This window comes from Ammoniphilus oxalaticus (assembly GCF_003609605.1).
In the GTDB taxonomy this organism is placed as follows: domain Bacteria; phylum Bacillota; class Bacilli; order Aneurinibacillales; family RAOX-1; genus Ammoniphilus; species Ammoniphilus oxalaticus.
Map to the genome: position 1 here is coordinate 206,588 of NZ_MCHY01000007.1, position 23,685 is coordinate 230,272.

Below are 23,685 nucleotides of genomic sequence, written 5' to 3' on the forward strand. Positions count from 1 at the left end.
GCCTCCTTTTACTTCTCCTCAACGTCCCGTTTATCCCGATGCGACGATAGAAAAAGATCAAGTAACTCGGAAACAGCCTGCCTCACGGGTAACGAGCCGCTACCGACAGCGGCTTCGATTGCGGGCCATGCCTCCTGAACTTTTCGGTTGGCGTAAAAACGGGCTTGCAGTTCCTCTTTGATTGTCGTTTGCATCCAGTCAATGGCTTGATCCGCTCGACGCCGCTCAAATGTCCCTGTTCGCAGCGTCTCCCGTTTGAAATCACGGATGACATCCCATAGTTCTCGAATTCCCTCGTTACAAAGCGAAGACCCCGTATACGCTTTTGTTTGCCATCCTGTTGTCGCGGGTTGGATCAAGTGAAGCCATTGATTAAAAGCAACTTGCAACTGGCGCGCGGCTTGTCGATTTTTTCCGTCAGCCTTATGAATTAAAATGGCGTCCGCGAGCTCGATCACCCCTTTTTTTATCCCTTGCAACTCGTCCCCCGCATCGATCATTTGCAGCAGCAGGAAGAAATCAACCATGGCCCGAACGGCTGTCTCACTTTGCCCAACACCGACCGTCTCCACGATGATCACATCATAGCCAGCAGCTTCGCAGACGAGCATCGCCTCCCTTGTTTTACGCGCAACACCTCCGAGCGCTCCCTTTGACGGCGAAGGCCGAATAAATGCTTGTGGATGACGAGCTAATTTTTCCATGCGTGTTTTATCTCCAAGAATACTCCCTTTTGCGCGCGGACTGCTCGGATCAATCGACAAGGCAGCGATTTTGAAACCACACCCGCACAAATACGTTCCGAGCGTTTCAATCAATGTACTCTTTCCCGCGCCCGGGGGCCCTGTCACACCAATTCGAATGGATTTCCCTGTATATGGCAACAATTGACGCAACACGTCTTGAGCCAGCAGGACATCAGCTGGACTACCGCTTTCAATCAACGTGATCGTTTGGGCAAGCATCGTTCGATTTTGTTGCAACACACCTTTGACAAATTCATCGCTCGTCCTGGATGGCATTCTCTTTTTTCGGAATAAAGGAGGCGTTTGATTTTGATTTTCATTTTTCATTTGATCCGCCTCTAATCTGCATCTTCTAGTCGTTTAACGATTTCCCGTAACACCTGTTGAGCCGCGACAGGGATGACAGTGCCAGGCCCAAAGATGGCAACCGCCCCTTGTTCTCGTAAATAGTCATAGTCCTTCGGCGGGATCACACCGCCAATCACGATTGCAATATCCCCGCGACTTTGTCTTTTTAGCTCTTCCACGAGTTGCGGCACCAAAGTTTTATGCCCGCCAGCCAATGAACTGACACCAATCACGTGGACATCATTTTCAACGGCCTGCTTTGCTGTTTCAGACGGCGTTTGAAACAACGGTCCGATATCAACATCAAAACCAAGGTCAGCAAATGCGGTGGCGATCACTTTTGCGCCGCGATCATGCCCGTCTTGCCCCATTTTTGCAATCAAAATTCGGGGGCGTCGTCCTTCAACTTGTTCGAACTCATCGGTCATTTGACGTGTGAGACGCACTGCCTCTTGGTCGGCATACTCAGCTTGATAGACGCCGCTTATGGCGCGAATCGGCGCTTGGTGGCGCCCAACCACTTTCTCATAAGCAGCTGAAATTTCCCCCAAAGTGGCGCGCGCTCGCGCCGCTTCGATCGCTAATTCCAGCAAATTTCCTCCTTCACTACGCGCGGCTTGTGTGATGGCTGTTAAGGTCTCCCTCACTTTTGCTTCGTTCCGATTCGCCTTTAATTCCTTCAGGCGACGGAGTTGCCGTTCTCGCGCGGCCGCATTATCAATTTCTAAAATTTCAAGTGGTTCCTCCTCTTCCAAACGATAAATATTGACGCCGACAATCTTTTCTTTACCCGAATCAATCTGAGCTTGTCGGCGCGCGGCGGCTTCTTCGATCCTCATTTTTGGCAGTCCGCTTTCAATCGCTTTCGCCATCCCTCCTAACTCTTCAATTTCACAAATATGTTGCCAAGCTCGTTCCATCAATTGCGCGGTCAACGCTTCGACGTAATAAGAGCCACCCCACGGATCGACCACTTGACAGATGCCTGTTTCCTCTTGCAAATACAACTGTGTGTTACGGGCAATGCGAGCTGAAAAATCGGTTGGCAATGCAATCGCTTCGTCTAACGCATTCGTATGCAATGATTGTGTGTGGCCCATTGCCGCCGCCATCGCTTCGATACACGTGCGAGTCACATTATTAAACGGATCTTGCGCCGTCAAACTCCAACCCGATGTTTGGCAATGAGCCCGCAATGCCATTGAACGCTCATTTTTAGGTTGGAAACTTTTCATTAACTTGGCCCACAACACCCGCGCCGCGCGCAATTTAGAAACCTCCATAAAATGGTTCATACCAATCGCCCAAAAGAATGACAAACGCGGAGCAAAGGCGTCGACATCCAAGCCTGCTGCAAGTCCCGTTCGCACATATTCCAACCCATTCGCTAACGTATAACCTAATTCAAGATCAGCTGTCGCTCCCGCCTCCTGCATGTGATAACCAGAAATACTAATACTATTGAACTTTGGCATGCGCTTTGCAGTATAGGAAAAAATGTCGGCAACGATCCGCATGGAAGCCGATGGGGGGTAAATATACGTGTTGCGTACCATATATTCCTTCAAAATATCGTTTTGAATCGTGCCGCTCAGTTCAGACGGGGACACGCCTTGCTCCTGCGCAACGACAATATAAAACGCAAGAACGGGCAGCGCCGCTCCATTCATTGTCATCGATACCGACATCTGATCAAGCGGGATTCCCTCAAATAAGATTTTCATATCTAAGATTGAATCGATCGCAACACCCGTTTTCCCCACATCGCCAACCACCCGCGGATGATCGGAATCATAACCGCGATGTGTAGCTAGATCGAATGCGATAGATAGTCCTCTTTGCCCCGCCGCCAAATTGCGTCGATAAAAAGCATTGCTCTCTTCCGCCGTTGAAAACCCGGCATACTGACGGAGCGTCCATGGTCTCAACGCATACATGGTCGGATAAGGGCCGCGTAAAAAGGGAGGAATCCCTGACAAATACCCAAGGTGAGGGGTTTGAGATTTATTCAAGTCATCTTTTGTATAAAATGATTGAAGCTCAATTTGTTCAGCCGTTTGCCACGGCTGTTTCACCGCTTGTGACGACTTTCTGTTCCGCTTCTTCGATTGGTTGCGATAGGATATTTTTGTGAAATCCGGAAATTCCTTCATGATCTGATCCCCTTCTTTCGCTGCAATTGCATGAGCAGCTCTATATTGTTCATCTGATCATGGATAAAATCATCGATCCCAGCTTGACGAAAGCGTTCGAGGTCCTCTTTAGCGGGCAAACCCGCCATTAATAAACATAAATCGGGATTTCTACTTTTGAGATGCCTTGCTAAATGAGCAATTTGTAGTGGTTCAATCTTCGGGGCAGCGCAAATCACAACGATTTTGTTGAGGTTGGGGTGAATCGTGTTCATTGCTTGTTCCACCGTTGAGAAGTTCTCGCTCGAAACGGCTTCAAATCCGCCAATACCCAAAAATTGTTCGCTAAAAACAGCAAGTCGCTGATGTTTAGCCTGTACGCCGAGTTTAAGTAAAAGCGCTCTTGGCCAGGATCCGGTTTTTTCTCGATAATGAGCAGCGGCTAACCGCAAGTTTTCAAAAGAGGCTGTTGGGCGTTCTGGCCGAATTGGCTGGATCGTTAGTTCAGGCGGAGCAATATCAATCACTTCGTAGCATTCGTAGAGTGTCAAACCGTTTAACGTCGCCTCAAGCATTAAATTCAACCAAGCCGTCGGCTTTCGTTTGATCTGCTGTTTTAGTTTATTGAACTGGTTTGAGAGAGCATCCGACTGCTTACTTGACTTATATGTAGTAGTGGTGTGATCATTGCGAGGAATTTCATTGAGGTTCGGGTACACATTAACGCCAATCCAATGATCGATGCTAGTCACTGCATTACGTTTTCGATCTTCCGCCATTTTCGCAATTTCTTGTTGGGGAAAGCGCTGTAATAATGCCTTTTGCATGCCGCCTAATTGCTCCACTTGTTGAAAAAGTTGCCAGGCTCGTTGCGCCATCGTATCGGTTAGCGATTCAATGTACCATGATCCGCCAGCCGGGTCGATCACTTTCGATCCATGGGCTTCATGATCTAAGATCAATTGCGTATTACGGGCAATTCGTTGGGCCTGCTTATCTTGCGGATCCGTTGCTTCGTTAAAAGAGCAAACGTGAAGGCTATTGGCTCCCCCGATAATCGCTGCATAAGCCTCGGTCGTCGCCCTTAAAATGTTAACGTGGGGATCGAGCAACGTTTTGGTTTGAAATGAGGTTTGGGCGTGTAATACCATGCGCTGTGATGTGGGCGTCCCGCCAAACACCTCGATAATTCTCGCCCAAAGCAGACGAGCGGCTCGTAATTTTGCAATTTCAGTAAAAAAGGAAGAACCGATAGAGATGGAAAATTGAATCTGGCTGGCAATTGGATCGATCGTTAAGCCGCGTTTGAGCAAGGCCCGAATATAGTCAACGGCTGTCGCGAGCATGAAAGCCAGTTCTTGAATTGCGTTTGCGCCGCCATCATGATAAGGGGTTGATTGAATACAAATCGTTTTCAACGCAGGCGCATGGGTCTGTGTCCATCGAATCGTCTCAGCCATTTGATCAAAGGCTCGTCGCGTTGAGATCGGTAAGGTACCTCTACGTACCCATTCACTAAATGGATCTGCTCCAATACAACCTTGTACGATACTGAAATCTTTCCTCTGTTTTTTTGCTAATGCGGCTAAAAAACAAATCGTGGGAAAACTAACGGCTCCAGCTTGAACAAAAATGGGAACTTGTTCCCACTTGATCTTTTCCAGCGCTGTTTCCAAATCTACAAGATTAGACACATTTAATCCTTTTTGCGAAACCGTCTCGGCTAATTGATGGGGGCAAGCCCATTGCATGCGCAGCGTTGTTTGCCCCTGTTTGAAAGCATCCGCTGCGATTGCGGCAAATCGTTGAGGATCCGACTCGGCTAGCTGTTGACTCACTTCCCAACGATTTTCAAGGGAAGCACTTCTCATTAATCTCTCTCTATCTGTTAACGCTTCCCCATCCGTTTTTGAATAAATTGTTTTCAATTCAATTTGCTCGTACGTCTTAAAAGTCAGGCTATTACTTGATTTTCCTTTTAATGATTTTTCTACTGCTTTAAGCCAGTCTTTATAGTCAGGGATTGGAAATTCATCCAAGGTCAATCGTTTCTGACGACCCGCTTGCTCTTCTTTTCTAACCATGGCTAATCCCCTTTCTAGGTCGGCCCGTCATTGACACTACCCCAAAGATACGATTATCACTATCTTATTGGATCTTTGAATGGAACATTCCAAAAAGAAAGCAGGCCAAGAAAACGAGTTGTTCTCCTGGCCTGCTATTGTATAAGATTATGACTGACTTAATCCATTTGCCAACACATCTAAATTGTAATTCAAATATTTCATATACGTATCGACCTCGTCACCTGGCTTTCCAATCTCATCGGAGTAGATCGGCTTCTCATAAATCGGAACACCGGATTCTTTAGAAACGGTCTCCATTGGACGCTTATCTACGTTAGATTCAACAAACAAAATCGGCACTTGATTTTCATGCAAGAAAGAAACTAGTGATTTTATCTGTTGTGGTGAGCCGTTTTCCTCTGTATCGATCGCCCAGATATATCCTTCTTCTAAGTCATAACGATCTGCTAAGTATTGAAACGCGCGCTCGCTTGTTACAAGAAAACGTTTTTCTTTCGGAATCGCGCCTAACTTTTCTGCGTATTGCTCCTCAACTTCTTTTAAACGCTCAATATACTCATTTCCACGTTGCTGATACTTCTCTTTATTGTCAGTATCCACTTGCATGAATGCGTCACGCATCGCTTCAGCCATCAAAATGCCAACATGCGGATCAAGAAACGCGTGCGGATTAATTTCTTCTTCCTGTCCATCTTCACTGCTAATGTACATTGGTTCTACTTTCTCGGTCAGACTAAACACATTCTCTTCCTTTTGTCCAACGGCTTCGATCGTTTTGAAAAACCAACCGTCTTTTCCGCCCTCAAGATTCAATCCATTATAAAAAAGAATGTCAGCGTCTGTCACTCTCTTATTATCTTCTGGCAGCGGTTCATATTCATGCGGATCCGTTCCAGTTGGCACTAGATTGTACACGTCAACTTCATCGCCGCCAATTTCACGGGCGAGATCCGCAATAATTGTAAAAGAGGTGACTACTTTTAATTTCTCTCCCTTTTCTATTTGTCCGAGCTCGTCATCCCCAGTTGACGGTGGAGTTGTCGCGCCATTTCCACATGCGGTAAATAATAAGATTGACATGCACGCAAGCAGTGTCATTTGAAACCATTTCTTCATCAAAAAAACTTCCTTTCCCCATTTCATAATCCCTACATTATGAATTTGTAATTGATTTATGTTTATTTGCTCTAAGTTTTCGCCAAAACAATCCTTGTTTTGGTGAAAACACAAAGGCTAACAAAAAAATAGTCGTTGTCACCAAAGCGATGACAGGTCCTGATGGCAAATTATAAATAAAGCTGAAGTAGATCCCGGTAATGGATGAGATCGCCCCAAAAACGGCCGCCAAAAGAATCATCAATGAAAGACGATTTGTTAACAGATAAGCCGTCGATGCAGGTGTAATCAACATAGAAACAACTAAAATGACGCCAACTGTTTGCAATGACGCGACAGTGACCAAAGTTAACAACACCATAATTAAATAGTGAATCAGTCTCGTTTTCAGTCCATAGGCTGCCGCCATCGTTTCATCGAAACTAGAGACAAGCAATTCTTTATAAAACAGAATAACTGTCAGAATCACGATGCCGCCGACAACAAGTGTTAACCACATATCGGTCGGTCTAACTGCCAAGACGTTTCCAAATAATATTTTGGTAAGATCCGTTGCGCTTTGAGCCATTGTGATTAAAATAATTCCTAAAGCAAAAGCCGCTGAAAAAACTATTCCAATAGAAGAGTCAATTTTTATACGGCTGTTTTGGCTAATTAAACTAATCCCAAGTGAACTAAGCACACCAATGACGACCGCGCCGTAAAAATAATTGATGCCCAGCATATATGAAATCGCGATACCTGGCAGAACTGCGTGCGAAATTGCATCACCCATTAACGCCATCCCGCGCAAAACGATAAAGCTTCCGATTACGCCACAAATGATTCCAACGATAATCGATGTGATCATGGCGCGCTGCAGAAATTCGTATGTCATTAAATCGGAAATAAACTCCATTACATTCCGCCCCCAAAACTTTCTACCAAAGGAAACGACGCAGCATACGCTTTTTGCATTAAGCCAGGTTGGAATACCTGTTTTACAGGACCCGCTCCCACCAGCTCCTTATTAATTAAAATGATTTCATCAAAGTAATTTTCCACTTTGGTTAGGTCGTGATGAACAACAAAGATTGTTCTTCCTTCATCGCGTAATTTTTTTAAAATATTGATAATCACTTCTTCACTGGCGACATCTACACCGACAAATGGTTCGTCTAAAAAGAAAAATTCTGCTTTCTGGGCAAGCGCTCGCGCTAAAAATACGCGTTGTTGCTGACCGCCCGACAGTTCACCAATTTGTTTATTTGCAAAACCTTCCATGCCCACTTGTTTCAAACATTCCATCGCCCACTCTTTCTGCGCTTTTTTAGGAAAACGGAACAGACCTAGCTTAGGATAAGTGCCGATGAGCGCTGTATCCTTGACAAGAATCGGAAAATCCCAATCAATATTGCTCCGTTGCGGTACGTAAGCAATATTTTTCCGCATCGCTCTAATTGGTTTGTTGCCGATCTGAACTTCTCCCCTATCTTTTGGAATCAGCCCTAACACCGCTTTCATCAACGTTGATTTACCAGCTCCATTCGGACCGATAATGCCGACCAACGTCCCCTCTGCTGTAGAAAAACTGACATCGTGAATGACTTCATTGCCATAGTACGATACATGCAAATGGCGCACAGATACCGCTTTTCCCATCGTTGTTCACCTCTACTTCCATTCTTTCAATCGGACTTTCTATTTCTCCCTAAATTTCATTTTTTGGAAAGGGATGTTTGAGTTGGTAAAGAGATTTGCCTGTGGGCAACTTTTAGATTATAGTAACTACTTTTATTCCATTTGTAAACACCTTTCCGCTAAAATTATCCTAGGCTACGATTTAACTTAATTTAGCTACATTTATTTAAAGTCTTTGGCAGATTACAGTATTCCAAGAGCTCTCTCCTTCAGAGCAGGTCAAGAATCTGATTGTTTATAGCCAAGACGAAATAGGTACAAATTAATCTCCTGATGTAAAGGTACTCGATTTATCGTTGACATGTGACTATTATCCTTTGTCAAAATGAAAATATTTATCATACAGCTTGTTTGAACGTAGTTTGCCCTCAGACAAATATGTTTCCCTAGTGCAACTTCCGTTCATCATAACCAATCTTTTCAAATTTGTAAACACTTTTTTGGTGTTTGTCTAGAAAAAAAATTCAGCCAAAGGTTACGGCTCCGCGTCCGTTTTATCCTTTGGCTGAATTAAATCAAATAATGTTTTTTATTTAGACAACTAAATTAATAGATTAAACAAGTCTTGATTTTTATTTATCTCAATACACTGAATACCATGCGCCTCCATCCGGTCCATCAAAGGTTGATAATCACGCGGGTTCTTTAGTTCAACCCCGACGAGGGCAGGTCCGTTGTCCTTATTATTCTTTTTTGTATATTCAAAACGTGTAATATCATCGTTCGGCCCGAGTACTTTATCTAAAAACTCGCGAAGCGCTCCCGCTCGTTGCGGAAAATTAACCATAAAGTAGTGTTTTAATCCTTCATAAATTAAGGAACGCTCTTTGATCTCCTGCATCCGATCAATATCGTTGTTTCCACCGCTAATAATGCAAACAACCGTTTTCCCTTTAATTTGTTCCCGATAAAAATGAAGCGCCGCAATCGACAAAGCCCCGGCAGGTTCCGCGATGATCGCATTTTCATTATAAAGTTCCAAAATCGTCGTGCACACTTTTCCCTCCGGAACCACAACGATATCGTCCGTTATTTCTTTGCAAATTTCCATCGTCAGATGGCCAACTTGTTTCACAGCCGCGCCATCAACGAATTTGTCAATGTCTTGCAATGTCACAATATCTTGTTGTTTAAGCGATTGACTCATTGAAGGAGCGCCAGCTGGCTCAACACCGATAATTTTGGTGGAAGGACTGACTCCTTTTATGTAAGTCCCGACCCCAGACAACAGTCCACCGCCACCAATTGCCGCGAAAACATAATCGACAGGTTCTTCTTCAATTTCACTCATAATTTCCATCCCTACCGTTCCTTGCCCGGCAATGACATGTGGATCGTCAAAAGGATGGATAAATGTCATCTGCTGTTCTTCACAGTACCTCATTGCTTCCGCAAAGGAATCGTCGAAAGTATCTCCAACTAAAATCACTTCGACAAACTTTCCTCCAAACAAATTGACTTGCGAAACTTTTTGTCTCGGCGTTGTCGTTGGCATAAAAATTTTCCCATGAAGCCCCATTTGCTGACAAGAAAAAGCAACGCCTTGCGCGTGGTTGCCGGCGCTCGCGCAAACGACGCCTCGCGCGCGTTCCTCTTCTGATAGGCTGCGAATCTTGTTGTAAGCCCCCCTGATTTTAAAGGAACGAACCACTTGTAAATCTTCACGCTTTAAATATACTTGACAGTTAAAACGATCCGACAAAATCTGATTTTTCTGTAACGGCGTCTTGAAGACAACCTCTTTCAGCATATGGTTAGCAACAATGATGTCTTCCATGCTCATTTTTCTCATTCTCCTTCTATCCCGCTTACGTTCAATAGTTAAGGCGCGCGAGGCCTTAGTTTTTTGTATCTGGTCTGGCAGAAGACCTTCCCGCATCCGAAAAAATTATGAATACTATTTATTCTACCTTAAATGCCTTTCCTGACAAGGGGAAAATAAAAATTGGCAGATAAAACTTGTTATAACGAAGCAGATTTATCCAATTTGATTATCACAAGGGCAACTGAAAAGGGTAGTTCGCCGAAGATAGACTAGTGTGGATTTGACCCAGAGGAATTGTACTAAAAGTAATGGACAGAAAGCCAAGGCGTCGATAGGGTCCCCCCCCCCCCCGACACCTTAGATAGTTTAAACGGTTTGCGCTTGATTCTTTAGCAACTGATGGATTGATTCAGAAGACTTTCTGCGTTCTCTACGCACCCAACGAGCATCATAGGCCATTCCGAATTTGGTTGAAAATGAATAGTAGAGCCCAATCGCCCGATAGTACGTTTCTAGCGCTGTTAAGTTGTATCTACGGAGTTTCGGTTTCGGCAAATAGGAACGACTCTGCTTTAGACAATCCAAATAATCAAACCATTGTCGAAGCAAATCGGCTTCTTTATAGTTAAATGGAATCGTTATCGCTTTATATAGTGCTTCATGCGGCAAAATAGCTTCGTACTCTGCGGCTAATTCGAGCAAAGCTAATTCCTCAGAGATATCCGCCTTGCGAAAATGAGCCACCTTCACTTCATATTGTGTCCATGCTTTCAATCGTTCTAGCAAGGACCCAAACGGTAATTGTAAAATAGTAAAGTCATGCGGCGCGATATAAGCAAACGCCAAGTCCCGCTCCTTGACCGCTAATTTCCGCTTCATCTTATCGAGCTCCGTAACCGCATTTACATAACCGCGATCAAAGCTTCCTTTTCGTCCAGCTCGACCCGCAATTTGTTTAACCTCTTGTGATGTTAAAGGACGGATCTCTGTCCCGTCAAATTTTTCCGTTTCCAAAAAAACGACGCGTTGAATTGGTAAATTGAGACCCATCCCAATGGCATCTGTTGAAACGACAACTTCCGTTTCCCCGCTTAAAAATAGATCAACTTGCTTCCGTCTCGTCTCTGGCGGGAGATTTCCATAGACTACGCTTGAAGATATGTGACGTTTTGCCAGCGATTGAGCGACACGCAATACTTCTTTTCGTGAAAAGACAATCAACGCATCACCCGCTTTTACGTCTTCAGGGAATGTAAAAGAAGATTCCTCGACAAGCAACGGGGTATGGCGATGATGCCGTTGGATATAAACTTCGTCGGCGCAGTCAGCAATTAACTTCTGTAGCAATACGACCGCCTCGGGAGCGCAGCAAATGTGAATTTCTTTGGCGCGAATCCCAAGTATCGCGCGACTCCAAGCATAACCACGACTCGGGTCCGCGATCATTTGTCCCTCATCGATCACAGCCACATCGAACACGGTCGCATAATCTGCTTTTTCAATCGTGCAGGCAACATGTCGAGCCCCTGGACTAAATTGAGCTTCCTCTCCTGTCAACAGATCACAAGGTACGCCATCCTGTTTTAGACGCTCATAGACTTCAAGCGCTAACAAACGCAGCGGCGACAAATAAATACCGTTTTCTGCCTCCTTTAATCTTTGCAATGACTCATACGTCTTACCTGAATTTGTCGGACCCGTGTGAAGAATGAAAACGCGTCGCATTTGGCGCGCCAACGGGTATTCATCGCGTGGATGGGATGGAATTTTTTCAGTTAATAATTTTTGAAACAGGTCGTTCAAAACGCCAACCGCTTGAATCGTTTGCAAAATGCCATGTCGGTAATAATAGCCTGGGTCTTCCGCAAATACATCTTCAAACTGAAATTTTGTCTCATACTCTTCGTTGATCGATTGCAGGATAATTTCCGAGATTCGCTTCATTTTCTCTTTTAATCGATCACTTATCGCTTCTGCCTTTTGATACAGCGGGTCTGTTGTTCCGACTGATCTATAAATTTGATGCATCCAAGTTGAAACAGTCTGAATCGTGACAATCAGGACGCCCTCTTGTTTCGTCGCTCGCGCGGCAGAAAGGGTCATTAACGGTTCTTCGGAGGATGCAAGTTGGCTTTCAATCTGTTCGAGCTGTTTTGAAAGGTGAGCTAAAGACATAACACAACGCTCCTCTATCTACACACGGTTTGTTTTGGCCTACATGGAAAAGTTCTTCTTTCTTCTATTTCGGGATCTTTGTCTTTCTGGAGCTGTTTGATGCAGTTCTTTTTCGAATTTCGTCTCAGGGATCACAGGCGGCACGTGAATAGGATGACCATGCTCATCTATCGCAACCATCGTAATGAACGATGTCGCGGTCAGTTTTTTCTCGCCTGTCAACAATTCCTCCGAAATAACGCGGGAAAATAATTCGATCGCGCTGCGGCCCGTCCACGTCACAAAGGCCTCGACTGTGATCGCCTGTCCCTTTTTCACTGGGCAAAGAAAATCCACAGAATCAAACGATGCCGTCACCACAGCATTTTGTGAGTGCTTCATGGCGGCAATCCCAGCCACTTCATCGATATAAGCTAATATTTTCCCGCCAAAAATACAATCGTAATGGTTTGTATCCGGGGGCAACACAAGGGAAGTGCGTATCGTTCTGGAATAACTAGTAGGACGCGCATTCATTGAATCTCACTCTCTCCTTACCTCATGATACTTTAAAGATAAATCATATTGTATAGAAAGGAAAGGATATTACAGATGTTCTCTAAGAATACATAATAAATTAACGGAATTCCAAATATAGAAGTGATCGATATCGCTTTTAAAAAGGAGATTACCATAGATGAAACACCAAAAACAATTGCTCTTTCTCGTCCTCACCATCGTTTCTTTTGGCTGCTTTGTAACGGTAACAGCGGAAACAAACATCGCTTCCCTTCAACTCGATTTAACCCCTGTTCCATCCAGTTCTGAGTTAATCCAAGAAGCTGATTTGATTGCGCGGGGACGTCCAAGGCCTTCTGAGCAACAAATTCCAACAAATCAAAAGGTTGGAGCCTTTACAATCGTCCATGAATTGCAGAGGATCGATGTGAGAAAGGTCTTAAAAGGATCAACCGTCTCGAGCGTAACCGTCATTATTCCTGGGCTTCAGCCCCTGCCAGAAACGAGCAATCCTTTAAACAACAAGTATCCGGGGGCGCTCGCGCAGGAAAATTACTTTTTCTTTTTGAAAAAGATACCCGATACAAGTTTCTATACGATTATCGGCGGATGGCAAGGTGTTTATCCCCTTTTTGAAGGAAAAACAATTGCTTTGCGCGGACTCGGTTTTCAAAATCTTGGCGGGCTTACCGTAGAACAGTTTAAGCGGAAAATAAAGGGATGAGAACCATCCGCCCGACTCACTTGCGCGGATTTTCTTCCCTCGCGCAACCCCAATAAAACACAAAAACAGGCGCAAAGAAAACCAAGTCGGTTTCTCCACGCCTACTCTTTTTAAGCGCGTGTCGGCCTACGCTGTTACACGCGCTTTGTATAAATAATCCGCAATTTCTTTTAGCTTGCAGTAGATCGCATTCAAGATCGAAGATGGAATCAACTCAACATCATTCATAAATACTTTGCCAAGTTTGACGTATTGACTCTGTGAATCGAGTTGTATAGGGATATGGATTCGGTACTCAGTTTGTGTTGAAGCGTCTTGCAGTTTAGCTTGATAAATGGGATAGTCTTCCGAACCCGATTTCCTAAAGCCATGGGCCGTTAATAGATGATGAACACTTGCGAACGGAATCTTGCGCCGCGGTAAGACCTTGTTATAAGCCATCTCTTCGCCTCCTGAGTTGTTTAAAGATGACCCCTACCCTATCTTCTCTGTTTATTTCATCGTTTCTTTATAAAAGCTATGTACTCCTCCCTCCGCGATTCATTAATCACTACTATATGTTATTTTTTGAATATTGTAAATATTTAATTTAGACTTTCATGAACATATCTAAAAGTGACAATTGAGCGACGGAAGAATTTAGGTTATGATAAGAATAAATTCATCTTAAAGAATGGGGAGAAGAGTAATGGAGAAAACGCTAATCTTTGGGCACAAGAACCCAGACAGCGATTCGATTTGTTCAGCCCTTGTGTATGCTGACCTAAAAACGAAACTAGGAGATAAAGTGGAGCCGATCCGATTGGGCGGCGTAAATAAAGAAACAGAGTTTGTCTTAAACCACTTTGAAGTCGAAGCTCCGCGATTAGTAGAAAAAGTCGCGACGGAAGCAAGGAATGTCATCTTAGTTGATCATAACGAACGCCAACAGAGCGCGGATGACATTGATCAAGTGCGTATTCTTGAAGTGATTGATCATCACCGCATCGCCAATTTTGAAACGAGCGATCCACTATACTACCGAGCTGAACCGGTTGGATGCACAGCAACGATTTTAAATAAAATGTATAAAGAACACGGTGTTGAAATCGAGCCGAAGATTGCGGGACTTGCTTTATCTGCGATTATTTCTGACACACTATTATTTAAATCGCCTACTTGCACAGAACAAGATGTCGCGGCCGCTAAAGAATTGGCTGCGATCGCTGGCGTAGACGCCCAAAGCTATGGCTTGGAAATGTTGAAAGCGGGCGCCGACCTGAGCGATAAAACCGTTGACGAACTCGTATCGCTTGACGCCAAAGAATTCCAAATGGGCAATTATAAAGTAGAGATCGCGCAAGTCAATGCGGTCGATACAAATGACATCATGTCTAAAAAGGCTGAATTAGAGGCCGCTGTCTCGCGTGTGATTGAAGAGAAAAATCTGGACTTATTCTTACTGATTGTCACAGATATTTTAAACAATGATTCTGTCGGTATGGCTCTAGGTAACCAATCGGCTGCAGTGGAAAAAGCTTACCAAGTAAAGCTAGAAGATAATACCGCGTTGCTAAAAGGCGTTGTTTCCCGTAAAAAGCAAGTTGTGCCGCCATTAACTGACACACTTACAAAATAATAACAATTTAAGTTGTCTTGATTAAAGCATAGAGAGGGCTCACATTTGAATAGTGATGACCCTCTCTTCTTTTTTCTCGGACGACATCTCTTTTTAACAAAGAAAAAAACCCGGACCTGTTGTCTGGGTTAAATGCATTTATGTTTTTCCAGTTTTTTTATCCATGTCCGGATCGTTTTCGCGTGAGCGCCTAGATCTCTCACCATTTCATCGATATGAGGCCGTTTAAAATCCCTTTCCTTTAAATAAAGCCAACAACGATATTCCTTTACCCCGAGCTTCATTATTATTTCAGAACTTGTTAATGTTGGTTTCACATCTAATCCCCATCCATATATTGTCTTCTTTTACTATTATAATACAATATTAGGAATTTTTCATCATTTTAATAAAATATTGCCACCTCTACTCGAATGAAAAAATGGTTTTAGCCGCGATCCAACTCACGCCGCCACACTCTGTTACGATCATCAGAGCTTGTGTCCGCCGATCAATCTGCTTAATGAGTCCGCTCGTTGTCTGCTTTCTTTTGTTTTGCCAATAGCTAATCGTTACAATCCGCCTTTGTTCCAAAGCCCAGGCTGCTTGCTCTGCTAACTCAGCTAGTTCTTCCGCGCTCTTAACAGGCGGATTAACATCACGAGCGCTCTCCTCTAACTGTTGTAGGAGCCCACGATGTTCAGCCAGCATCATCGACGTCCATTTAATATTCCCTCGATCTTTAATCAGTTCATCTCGATTCGCCAATCCCACCCTCTCCTTATATAGGAACATACGTTTGCATTATATCGCAACAAGAAAGCATTAGGCAAGTTTACGGGGCGAGCAAGGTCCTTTATAATGAAGCAGATGGATGATAGAAACACGCCGCTTTAGCGGCTGATCTCCCGATAAAAGCAGGTGACAAATTGAGTAAATTTATTTTATTTTCTCTTCTTTGGTGGATTACGGGGAGTCCCTTTCTCTCTATTTTATTACTGCTTGTCATTTTTTACTTCTTAGATCGACGTTATGTTAGATTATTTCCGAGTATTGCAAGACCGATCCAAATGGCAAGCAGAGCTGCTAAATTAAGACAAGAACTAAGTCTGAATCCCCACCACACTGGAAACAAACAAGAATTAGCTAGGATCTTTATCGAGAGGAAACGGTACGATCAAGCGCTGCCTTTTGTGGAAGAAGTGTCGAAAAAAATACCAGACTCTTCTGAAGCGCTTTATGAATGGGGACTTTGCCTTTTAAAAACGGGCGACATGGAAAGAGGCGAGCAGCTCATCTTAGAGGCCTTAACGCGGGAGCCATCACTTCGATACGGGGAACCTTATCTGGAACTGGGAGAAATATTCAGCGTTCGCGATGCCCAAAAAGGATTAGACTACTTAGAAAAGATCCCTGCGATTAATTCCTCGTCCGCGGAAACGCACTATCGTTTAGGAAAGCTATACAACCAGTTAGGTCGCCGCGCAGACGCTCAAACCGCCTTTAAAGACGCTTGCATGATCTACAGCAGCTTACCACGATATTTACGACGGAAACAAAGAAGATGGGCGCTCCTCGCCCGCCTTAAAGGAGGCAAATAACTGAGGGGTGGCCTTTCCTCCCCCTCAAGTAATATTTTGCGAGGAAAGGTTCTCCTTCATAACATTAAAATGAGTTCAAAAGGATGATGAAATTGTTCAGCAATGCGCGCCGTATATTACAACAATATTTTGGTTTTTCTACCTTTCGACCGGGACAAGAAGCGATGATTAAACACGTTTTAAACGGACAAAACGCATTGGCGTTAATGCCGACGGGCGGCGGAAAATCACTCTGTTACCAAATACCCGGACTAATTATGGACGGAACAGCGCTCATTATCTCGCCGCTCATTTCTCTCATGAAAGATCAAGTAGATGCCTTAAACGCATTAGAAATATCCGCAACGTATATCAATAGTTCTCTTTCCCACGCCGAACAGCGAGAACGACTGGACAACTTACAAGCTGGGTTGTATCGGTTTTTATATATTGCTCCAGAGCGGTTTGAATCACGCGAATTTATGGATGTGATTCGTTCCATTCCGCTTTCCCTGATCGCCTTTGATGAGGCTCATTGCATTTCACAATGGGGACATGACTTTCGACCAAGCTATCGTTCGATAACATCAACTCTTCAGCAAATCCCGAATCTTCCAGTCACGATTGCCCTGACAGCCACGGCAACCGATGCTGTTATACGGGATATTCAACAAATTTTGTCGATTACCCCGGAAGATACCGTTAACACAGGATTTGCTCGAGAAAACCTCCACTTTCAAGTTTTAAAAGGGATCGATAAAACTGATTTTATCTTGCAATACATACAGTCCCACGAAAAAGAGTCGGGAATCATTTACTGCCCAACACGCAAAGTAACAGATCGAATTTATCAATTGCTTGATGAACGAGGCCTGAAAGCGGCGCGGTATCATGCTGGGATGAGCGAGGTCGCTCGCCAACAAGCCCAGTCGGACTTCATTCAGGATGAGGCCACAATCATGGTCGCAACCAATGCGTTTGGGATGGGCATTGATAAATCAAACGTCCGTTATGTAATTCACTATGCCCTGCCGATGAATCTTGAATCGTATTATCAGGAAGCCGGAAGAGCGGGACGAGACGGCGAACCGAGTCAGTGCTATCTGTTATTCGCCGCCCAAGATATTCAACTCCAACGCTTTCTGATCGAGCGCTCTTTTATGGATGAGCAAAACAAAGAACGAGAGTATGAGAAATTACAAGCAATGGCGAATTACGGGCATACTGATCGCTGTTTGCAGCAATATATCCTAGCTTATTTTGGGGAAGATGTCGAGGAACTCCGCTGCGGGCGTTGCAGTAATTGCAATGACGAGGGTGAAAAGGAAGACCGCACACGCGAGGCCCAAATGATTCTTTCCTGTGTGAAGCGGATGGGGGAACGTTATGGGGCGACGATTACCGCTCAAGTATTAAAAGGATCCAAAAACAAACGGGTGTTAGAGCTCGGGTTTGATCGCCTCTCAACGTACAACTTGCTTCCTCACTACACAGAGAAAACGATTGTTAATTGGATCCACTACCTTTTAGCTGACGGATATTTGTATATCCAAGATCCTAAATATTTAAATCTGGCTTTAACGCCGAAAGCCAATGATGTGTTAAAAGGCGAAGCTTTGGTTTGGATTCGTCAGCAAGCGGAAGAAAGTCAAGCAACGCGGGAATTCGATGACGAGTTGTTTGATCATCTAAGAGCGTTGCGCAAACAAATAGCCGATGAACAACTGTTGCCCCCCTACCTCATCTTTTCGGATGCAACGCTGCGCGATATGTGTCGGTTTATCCCTGAAACCACACAGCAAATGCTAGGCATTAAAGGGGTTGGTGAAAAGAAGCTCGAACAGTATGGAAATACTTTTATGAAAGCAATCGAAACTTATGTTGCGAAATATGGTAAACCGAACAGAGCGGAAACGCGAAGCGCGACCCGAATAAAAGACAGGGAAAATCCAAGCCATTTGGTTACGTACCAATTATTTGAAGAAGGTCGTTCCCTTGAGGAAATTGCCGCAGAACGCGAGTTAACCGAGCAAACGATCGAAAATCATTTATTTCAAGCTTACCGAGATGGACACCCACTCGATTGGTCGCTTTTCTTTACCGAAGATACAGAACAATTAATTTTACAAAAACATAGTGAACTTACTGAGAAAAGGCTAAGACCGCTCAAAGAAGCTTTGCCGGACGAGTTAGATTATACTACGATAAAAGCTGCGCTTGTTAAAAATGGTCACATGTAAACGCAGAAAACGGGGCATCCTATTCTGAACTAACTACGTAAAATCTGTTAAGAGGATGTGAACGTTTTGAAAATATGGTCTATGAAAAAGATGGAAAAGTTAGAGGAGAGTTTGCTAAACGGCGCTGAAGCATTAGAAATGGATGCTGAGCGGGCTGAGCGCTATTTAATGGTGGATCTATATTCAGGAACTCCACTTTTCCAAACCGAGCGAGAGTCATCTAATTAACATTTAAGGAAAATGGCGAGTCCCCTAACAAAGGGGGCTTTCTTTATGGGAGTTTTCGACAATATGTCGATATCCCTACTAATATCTACAATTTTCTTATCAAATATGTTATAATTAAATAATAATGCCTAAGGGGGTGTAGTTATGTATAAGGTAGGAGACAAGATTTTCTATCCCATGCACGGCGCAGGGGTTATTGAATCGATGGAAGAGAAGGAGATCCTCGGTGAAAAACAACTCTACTTTATCATTAAGTTTCCTTACAGAGAAATGCAAATTATGATCCCTAAAGAAAAAATATCTAATCTAAACATTCGGCCGCTCGTTGAACCTTCCATCATTGATGATGTTTTCAACCAATTTCATGAGGGAGAAACTGAAACGATCGCCAATCCGAACCATAGATACCGCAATAATATGAATAAGCTGAAGAGCGGAGATATTTATGAAGGGTCGCAAGTGATCCGAGATTTAACCCGCATGAGTAGAGAAAGAACTTTAGGCACAGATGACAGAGCTATGCTTGATCAGGCCCAACAATTACTGATTAGTGAAGTCAGCCTCGTTAACAACATTGAACAAGAGGATGCTTCAGAACTGCTAACTAAAGTCATCGAAGAGTAAAAAAGGAGGCTCCGTTCCTCCTTTCATCTTCACTATAAAAAAGAAAAGTTATTGCCCGACGGCTATGATATACTTGAACAACAATGAATATTTTAGGTCGATAATTCACATGTTATAAGGGGAGTATCACTTAATGAAATTGATACCCGTTATAATATGTGAATTTTTTATTTAATGCCGCATATTATAATAATTTTTTTGGAGGTATTATGCAATGCAAACAACAGGAACAGTAAAGTGGTTTAATGCAGAAAAAGGGTTTGGCTTCATCGAAGTAGAAGGCGGCAGTGACGTATTTGTGCACTTTAGCGCAATTGAAGGCGATGGTTTTAAATCTCTAGACGAAGGACAACGCGTGCAATTCAGCGTCGTTCAAGGAGATCGTGGACCTCAAGCTGAAAATGTAGTTAAATTATAACTGCAAACAGCAAAGAAGAAGACGCCAGGCGCGCCTTCTTCTTTCTCCATTATACAGGCATCATCCAGACGCCTACTGGTCTTCTATTCATATGCTTCTTAACACCGTTTTAACGTAATCTTCTAATTGCGCTAAGGAAGAAAATCCTTTAAAACTTTCTGCGTCTCGCTCGATTCCCATCTTTGCGTGAACGAACACAGAGCCTTCTAATCTGAAACCAAACTTTTCAATCAAATGCAATTCCTCATCTAAGAATATCAAAACGATCTTTCCTTTCAATCCCCTAGCTGTCTAAACCAACTACTTCCAAAATAAAACCTTCTCGTTCTGTAACAGATACACGGTGTTCTTTGATCTTTTGCCAGCCTTTATCTTCTTGAATTAAAAGTAGAATTTGTTCATCCTCAATGATAGATTCGTTGCCATCCTGGTGTTCACAGGCAATCCACCACGAACGAACTTCATCGCCAACGCCCGTGCTGGACTCTAATATTGCGTCCCGCAAATTAAATTGCGGGTATTGTGAACGAAGATGGGCTAATACTAACGCTTCTAACTGCTCATGATTAAAGCGAATCCGAACACTCACGTTCATTCCTCTTTTCTCGTTATGTAACCTATGCTCATAAAGAGGGCTTCGCAGCCCCCTTTCCCCTTTAATGAGGTTTGTCCTTTAATTTATCATCACCGTAATCTTTCAATACGTTCCCTTCTTCGTCAACGATTTTGAGTGAATTCAAGTTTGCCCTTAAGGAGTTACGCATCGCTTGAATATACTCCTGTCTCAACGCCGCCTGTTCTTCCTTTTCTTGGTCATTCAATCCGATTGTTTTCGCTTTGCGAGCCAACACATTGATCCGCTCGATCTTCTCGGGAGTCACCAAATGAATCGTCCCCTCTCTAAAAAGATGTCGAATTATTATATCATATTCCCTAGAGCACAGTCTAATTCACATCGATTCTTTCGAACTTATGTTTGTATAATTTACCTATGCTTGTTATAATAGTTTTAGATAATTAACGTTTAATTTGTATACATAATCTAGCTAGCTATATATATAAGAATTCAGAGGGGGTGGATGAATTGAAGCTTTCCACGCGACAACACGCAATCCTAAATTTTATTAAAAATGAAGTGAAAGAAAAAGGGTATCCTCCATCCGTCCGAGAGATAGGACAAGCTGTCGGTTTAGCGTCCAGCTCGACGGTGCATGGACATTTATCACGCTTAGAAAAAAAAGGCCTAATTCGCCGCGATCCAACGAAACCGCGAGCGATTGAAATATTAAATGAACAAGATCTTGCTCAACCAGACGAATCGGTTTCCTCCGTAAAAATTCCCGTGCTCGGGAAGGTCACCGCTGGAGAACCCATTTTAGCGGTTGAAAATATCGAAGAATATTTTGTGCTACCGGAACATATGGTTGGCAGCGATACGGTGTATATGCTGCGTGTGCAGGGAAGAAGTATGATCGACGCCGGGATTTTTGACGGTGATTACGTGATCGTTAGACAGCAATCCGTCGCAAATAACAGCGATATTGTTGTTGCTATGACAGAAGAAGAAGAAGCGACTGTGAAACGTTTTTTTAAGGAAAAAAATCATTTTCGTTTGCAACCGGAGAATGAGGCGATGGAGCCTATCTTGCTGCCGCATGTGACGATCTTAGGAAAAGTCATCGGTGTCTACCGATCTATTCATTAAATTAAGGTATAAAAAGCAAGCCAGGAACCCCGAGTCGTGATTCACGCTTGCTTTTATTATTTTTTCTATCCTTCGATTAGATAGCGATAAAAAACCAAATCATCATCGCCAACTGCAAAATCACCTTCGCTAGGCCCCCGCCTAAAAATGCGGCAAGCGTTCCCATGGCAATCTTGGCGGATAGGCCTAGATCTTTATTTTGAATCCATTCAACGAGGAACACAGCAATAATCGGACCTAAAATAAAACCAATCGGACCAGCAAATAAGAAGGGACCGATCACCATTCCCGCAATCGAGGCTACGACTCCCCACTTACTCCCGCCATATTTCTTCACAAAGACAAGATTAGCCAACAAATCAGCCACGAAGATCAACACGGTCAAGACTCCCATTCCCCACCAGAATGATGCGGACAAGCCTTCGCCAGGCAAAGCAAGGCCAAACTGATACAATAAGAATCCAATCCATACGAGTAAAGCTCCAGGGATGATCGGCACAAACACGCCGATCAAGCTGCCGATAAAACACAATGCAATGAGTGTCCAAAAGACCCAGGTCATGTTCGGGTCACCTCTTCCCCATCTATTTCTACTATTTCTTAATATGTTATACGAAACACGCTCAAAAAGGAATCACTTGTTTAAAAAAAGTCCAGTGTGACGCTACTTGCGTCCCGCTGGACTTTCTTTGTTTACTCTTGATTTTGAATCTCAACCTTCGCTCCATCAGACAGAAGCGTTTGACCCTTTACAACAATCGTATCCCCAGATTGAACACCAGAAATAATTTCAATTTCACTGCTTGTTTCATGGCCTGTTGCCACTTCAATTTTTTCAACTATATTTTCTTCCGTCACTTTATAAACCCAACGTGTTCCTTGCTCATCGAACACCGCTTTACGTGGCGCGACAATACTCTTACGCTGCTTGTCCGCTGTATTGAAGAGAATATCGACAATCATGTCTGCTTTCCACTGATGATCACCATTTGGAACGGAAATTTCCATCGGAAACGCCTTTAATTGTTCATCCATTACAGGAGAAATCGTTGTCACGGAAGCTTCCAATGTTTTTGATAAAGCTGGTATTTCAATCGTAACAGGATCTCCAACATTGGCCGTTGTTACCTCACTCTCAGAAAGGTGAGCTTTTACAATAATCGGATTGATATCCACGATCGTAACGACCGGGCCCTGCGGACCAACCATTTCACCCGCAGCGCCGTTAACAGCAGAAACAATTCCGCTAATTGGAGCTTTTACTGTTGCATTAGCTAGTTGTTCACGAGCATTTTCAAGACCGCTTAACGCTTGAGCAGCAGAAGCGCGGGCAACATCAACCGCGCTTTTTGCTTGCGCGAACCCAACTGAATTTTTTGCGTTTTCATAAGATGCTTTTGTATTTTCGAGCGCTGTAACAGCATTGTCTAACGCCAATTTCGCATTTTTTAAACTGGATTGAGCATTTTCCCATTCAACCGTAGAAATTGCGCCTGCTTCATACAGCTGCTTCATGCGCGTTGCGTTTGCTTGCGCGTCATCATATGCTTGTTGCGCTTGTTCAATCCCATTTTGGGATTGCTTCAAACTTTGTTCTAGTTGCGTTACATTACTTTGCGCTTGATCAAGACCTTGTTCCGAACTATTTTCCGCCTGTCTTACATTAGCTAAGGCGACTTGATAAGAAGCTTCTGCCTGTTTGACTGCGTTTTGTAAATCTACTTGATCTAATGTAAACAACGTATCGCCCTGGCTAACAACTTGTCCTACTTTTACATGCACTTTGCTCAATTTTCCGTTTACTTTAGGAGATAGATGAGCCGTCGTGTTCGGCTCAAATTTCCCAGCGATACCCCCTTGGTCACGGATAAGACCTTCCACTGCTTGTTCTACTTGCACAGGCACCGTTTCTTCGTCTTCAACTGAAGTGTTTGCTTCTTTGCTGGAACATCCTGCAACCGCTAAGCTAAGCGCCAGGATCGATAAGACCCACTTACCTCTTTTTATCACGTCACGATTCCT

24 protein-coding genes are annotated in these 23,685 nt (G+C 43.7%); 8 read left to right on the forward strand and 16 right to left on the reverse strand.

Annotated elements, in window-relative coordinates; all coding sequences use genetic code 11:
• Positions 1 to 8 precede the first annotated feature (8 nt).
• The 9 genes from meaB to BEP19_RS06015 form a co-directional block, all read right to left on the reverse strand.
• On the reverse strand, positions 9 to 1,073 hold the full coding sequence (gene meaB, locus BEP19_RS05975) for a methylmalonyl Co-A mutase-associated GTPase MeaB (RefSeq protein ID WP_120188929.1): 1,065 nt from the start codon (positions 1,071 to 1,073) through the stop codon (positions 9 to 11).
• Between the two features lie 11 nt (positions 1,074 to 1,084).
• A complete protein-coding gene (gene scpA, locus BEP19_RS05980) occupies positions 1,085 to 3,247 on the reverse strand; it encodes a methylmalonyl-CoA mutase (protein ID WP_120188930.1) in 2,163 nt (720 codons plus the stop codon).
• Positions 3,244 to 5,310 (reverse strand): methylmalonyl-CoA mutase family protein, encoded by a 2,067-nt coding sequence (locus BEP19_RS05985; RefSeq protein WP_120188931.1) that lies wholly within the window; start codon positions 5,308 to 5,310, stop codon positions 3,244 to 3,246. Before BEP19_RS05985 ends, scpA begins: the two co-directional genes overlap by 4 nt.
• Positions 5,311 to 5,457: 147 nt before the next feature.
• Positions 5,458 to 6,429: a metal ABC transporter solute-binding protein, Zn/Mn family gene (locus tag BEP19_RS05990; protein ID WP_120188932.1), complete on the reverse strand. Its 972-nt coding sequence runs from the start codon at positions 6,427 to 6,429 to the stop codon at positions 5,458 to 5,460.
• A gap of 37 nt (positions 6,430 to 6,466) precedes the next feature.
• A complete protein-coding gene (locus BEP19_RS05995; RefSeq protein ID WP_120188933.1) occupies positions 6,467 to 7,327 on the reverse strand; it encodes a metal ABC transporter permease in 861 nt (286 codons plus the stop codon).
• On the reverse strand, positions 7,327 to 8,070 hold the full coding sequence (locus BEP19_RS06000; RefSeq protein ID WP_120188934.1) for a metal ABC transporter ATP-binding protein: 744 nt from the start codon (positions 8,068 to 8,070) through the stop codon (positions 7,327 to 7,329). Before BEP19_RS06000 ends, BEP19_RS05995 begins: the two co-directional genes overlap by 1 nt.
• A gap of 580 nt (positions 8,071 to 8,650) precedes the next feature.
• Entirely contained in the window at positions 8,651 to 9,901 is a 1,251-nt protein-coding gene (gene ilvA, locus BEP19_RS06005) for a threonine ammonia-lyase IlvA (protein ID WP_120188935.1), read from the reverse strand.
• Positions 9,902 to 10,240: 339 nt separating this feature from the next.
• On the reverse strand, positions 10,241 to 12,049 hold the full coding sequence (locus tag BEP19_RS06010) for a helicase-related protein (protein WP_120188936.1): 1,809 nt from the start codon (positions 12,047 to 12,049) through the stop codon (positions 10,241 to 10,243).
• Between the two features lie 39 nt (positions 12,050 to 12,088).
• The gene (locus BEP19_RS06015) at positions 12,089 to 12,565 is read right to left on the reverse strand and encodes an acyl-CoA thioesterase (RefSeq protein ID WP_120188937.1); all 477 of its coding nucleotides are present in this window, start codon (positions 12,563 to 12,565) and stop codon (positions 12,089 to 12,091) included.
• Positions 12,566 to 12,725: 160 nt separating this feature from the next.
• Here BEP19_RS06015 and BEP19_RS06020 point away from each other — a divergent pair, with 160 nt between their 5' ends.
• Positions 12,726 to 13,271 carry a hypothetical protein gene (locus BEP19_RS06020; RefSeq protein ID WP_120188938.1) on the forward strand — a complete coding sequence of 182 codons (546 nt, stop codon included), beginning with the start codon at positions 12,726 to 12,728 and terminating at the stop codon, positions 13,269 to 13,271.
• A gap of 126 nt (positions 13,272 to 13,397) precedes the next feature.
• Here BEP19_RS06020 and BEP19_RS06025 read toward each other — a convergent pair whose 3' ends face one another.
• Entirely contained in the window at positions 13,398 to 13,712 is a 315-nt protein-coding gene (locus BEP19_RS06025; protein ID WP_120188939.1) for a hypothetical protein, read from the reverse strand.
• 247 nt (positions 13,713 to 13,959) lie between these two features.
• On the opposite strand from BEP19_RS06025, the gene BEP19_RS06030 reads away from it, so the two are divergent.
• The gene (locus BEP19_RS06030; protein ID WP_120188940.1) at positions 13,960 to 14,889 is read left to right on the forward strand and encodes a manganese-dependent inorganic pyrophosphatase; all 930 of its coding nucleotides are present in this window, start codon (positions 13,960 to 13,962) and stop codon (positions 14,887 to 14,889) included.
• 405 nt (positions 14,890 to 15,294) lie between these two features.
• On the opposite strand, the gene BEP19_RS06040 is transcribed toward BEP19_RS06030, so the two are convergent.
• Complete coding sequence (locus tag BEP19_RS06040) at positions 15,295 to 15,636, reverse strand: YolD-like family protein (RefSeq protein WP_170145284.1); 342 nt, start codon at positions 15,634 to 15,636, stop codon at positions 15,295 to 15,297.
• Positions 15,637 to 15,797: 161 nt separating this feature from the next.
• Between BEP19_RS06040 and BEP19_RS06045 the strand changes: the two genes are divergently transcribed.
• The 5 genes from BEP19_RS06045 to BEP19_RS06060 all read left to right on the forward strand — a co-directional run bounded on the left by BEP19_RS06045 (position 15,798) and on the right by BEP19_RS06060 (position 19,958).
• Positions 15,798 to 16,469 (forward strand): tetratricopeptide repeat protein, encoded by a 672-nt coding sequence (locus BEP19_RS06045; RefSeq protein ID WP_120188943.1) that lies wholly within the window; start codon positions 15,798 to 15,800, stop codon positions 16,467 to 16,469.
• A gap of 83 nt (positions 16,470 to 16,552) precedes the next feature.
• A complete protein-coding gene (recQ, locus tag BEP19_RS06050; RefSeq protein WP_245983393.1) occupies positions 16,553 to 18,688 on the forward strand; it encodes a DNA helicase RecQ in 2,136 nt (711 codons plus the stop codon).
• Positions 18,689 to 18,754: 66 nt separating this feature from the next.
• Positions 18,755 to 18,916, forward strand: coding sequence for a hypothetical protein (locus tag BEP19_RS17580; protein ID WP_170145285.1), 162 nt, complete (start codon positions 18,755 to 18,757; stop codon positions 18,914 to 18,916).
• Positions 18,917 to 19,060: 144 nt separating this feature from the next.
• Complete coding sequence (locus BEP19_RS06055; RefSeq protein WP_120188944.1) at positions 19,061 to 19,540, forward strand: CarD family transcriptional regulator; 480 nt, start codon at positions 19,061 to 19,063, stop codon at positions 19,538 to 19,540.
• Between the two features lie 214 nt (positions 19,541 to 19,754).
• Positions 19,755 to 19,958 carry a cold-shock protein gene (locus BEP19_RS06060; RefSeq protein ID WP_120188945.1) on the forward strand — a complete coding sequence of 68 codons (204 nt, stop codon included), beginning with the start codon at positions 19,755 to 19,757 and terminating at the stop codon, positions 19,956 to 19,958.
• An 87-nt stretch (positions 19,959 to 20,045) separates the two neighbouring features.
• Here the strand turns inward: BEP19_RS06060 and BEP19_RS06065 are convergent, their stop codons facing one another.
• The 3 genes from BEP19_RS06065 to BEP19_RS06075 all read right to left on the reverse strand — a co-directional run bounded on the left by BEP19_RS06065 (position 20,046) and on the right by BEP19_RS06075 (position 20,839).
• Positions 20,046 to 20,237: a hypothetical protein gene (locus tag BEP19_RS06065; RefSeq protein ID WP_120188946.1), complete on the reverse strand. Its 192-nt coding sequence runs from the start codon at positions 20,235 to 20,237 to the stop codon at positions 20,046 to 20,048.
• 4 nt (positions 20,238 to 20,241) lie between these two features.
• A complete protein-coding gene (locus tag BEP19_RS06070; RefSeq protein WP_120188947.1) occupies positions 20,242 to 20,547 on the reverse strand; it encodes a hypothetical protein in 306 nt (101 codons plus the stop codon).
• A gap of 67 nt (positions 20,548 to 20,614) precedes the next feature.
• Positions 20,615 to 20,839 (reverse strand): DUF896 domain-containing protein, encoded by a 225-nt coding sequence (locus BEP19_RS06075; protein WP_120188985.1) that lies wholly within the window; start codon positions 20,837 to 20,839, stop codon positions 20,615 to 20,617.
• Positions 20,840 to 21,042: 203 nt separating this feature from the next.
• On the opposite strand from BEP19_RS06075, the gene lexA reads away from it, so the two are divergent.
• Entirely contained in the window at positions 21,043 to 21,663 is a 621-nt protein-coding gene (gene lexA, locus BEP19_RS06080; protein WP_120188948.1) for a transcriptional repressor LexA, read from the forward strand.
• Positions 21,664 to 21,739: 76 nt separating this feature from the next.
• Here lexA and BEP19_RS06085 read toward each other — a convergent pair whose 3' ends face one another.
• Together BEP19_RS06085 and BEP19_RS06090 are read right to left on the reverse strand one after the other, a co-directional pair.
• The gene (locus tag BEP19_RS06085; protein WP_120188949.1) at positions 21,740 to 22,225 is read right to left on the reverse strand and encodes a DUF456 domain-containing protein; all 486 of its coding nucleotides are present in this window, start codon (positions 22,223 to 22,225) and stop codon (positions 21,740 to 21,742) included.
• 131 nt (positions 22,226 to 22,356) lie between these two features.
• Entirely contained in the window at positions 22,357 to 23,673 is a 1,317-nt protein-coding gene (locus tag BEP19_RS06090) for an efflux RND transporter periplasmic adaptor subunit (RefSeq protein WP_120188950.1), read from the reverse strand.
• Between the last annotated feature and the right edge of the window lie 12 nt (positions 23,674 to 23,685).

What these genes read in the sequence shown, in the direction of transcription:
- BEP19_RS06015 (WP_120188937.1), bottom strand. Translation starts at nt 12,565, where the DNA reads ATGAATGCGCGTCCTACTAGTTATTCCAGAACGATACGCACTTCCCTT.
- BEP19_RS06060 (WP_120188945.1), top strand. Translation starts at nt 19,755, where the DNA reads ATGCAAACAACAGGAACAGTAAAGTGGTTTAATGCAGAAAAAGGGTTT.
- BEP19_RS05995 (WP_120188933.1), bottom strand. Translation starts at nt 7,327, where the DNA reads ATGGAGTTTATTTCCGATTTAATGACATACGAATTTCTGCAGCGCGCC.
- recQ (WP_245983393.1), top strand. Translation starts at nt 16,553, where the DNA reads ATGATGAAATTGTTCAGCAATGCGCGCCGTATATTACAACAATATTTT.
- BEP19_RS06000 (WP_120188934.1), bottom strand. Translation starts at nt 8,070, where the DNA reads ATGGGAAAAGCGGTATCTGTGCGCCATTTGCATGTATCGTACTATGGC.
- ilvA (WP_120188935.1), bottom strand. Translation starts at nt 9,901, where the DNA reads ATGAGAAAAATGAGCATGGAAGACATCATTGTTGCTAACCATATGCTG.
- BEP19_RS06055 (WP_120188944.1), top strand. Translation starts at nt 19,061, where the DNA reads ATGTATAAGGTAGGAGACAAGATTTTCTATCCCATGCACGGCGCAGGG.
- BEP19_RS06085 (WP_120188949.1), bottom strand. Translation starts at nt 22,225, where the DNA reads ATGACCTGGGTCTTTTGGACACTCATTGCATTGTGTTTTATCGGCAGC.
- BEP19_RS06020 (WP_120188938.1), top strand. Translation starts at nt 12,726, where the DNA reads ATGAAACACCAAAAACAATTGCTCTTTCTCGTCCTCACCATCGTTTCT.
- BEP19_RS05990 (WP_120188932.1), bottom strand. Translation starts at nt 6,429, where the DNA reads ATGAAGAAATGGTTTCAAATGACACTGCTTGCGTGCATGTCAATCTTA.
- BEP19_RS06025 (WP_120188939.1), bottom strand. Translation starts at nt 13,712, where the DNA reads ATGGCTTATAACAAGGTCTTACCGCGGCGCAAGATTCCGTTCGCAAGT.
- BEP19_RS06010 (WP_120188936.1), bottom strand. Translation starts at nt 12,049, where the DNA reads ATGTCTTTAGCTCACCTTTCAAAACAGCTCGAACAGATTGAAAGCCAA.
- BEP19_RS06030 (WP_120188940.1), top strand. Translation starts at nt 13,960, where the DNA reads ATGGAGAAAACGCTAATCTTTGGGCACAAGAACCCAGACAGCGATTCG.
- BEP19_RS05985 (WP_120188931.1), bottom strand. Translation starts at nt 5,310, where the DNA reads ATGGTTAGAAAAGAAGAGCAAGCGGGTCGTCAGAAACGATTGACCTTG.
- meaB (WP_120188929.1), bottom strand. Translation starts at nt 1,073, where the DNA reads ATGAAAAATGAAAATCAAAATCAAACGCCTCCTTTATTCCGAAAAAAG.
- scpA (WP_120188930.1), bottom strand. Translation starts at nt 3,247, where the DNA reads ATGAAGGAATTTCCGGATTTCACAAAAATATCCTATCGCAACCAATCG.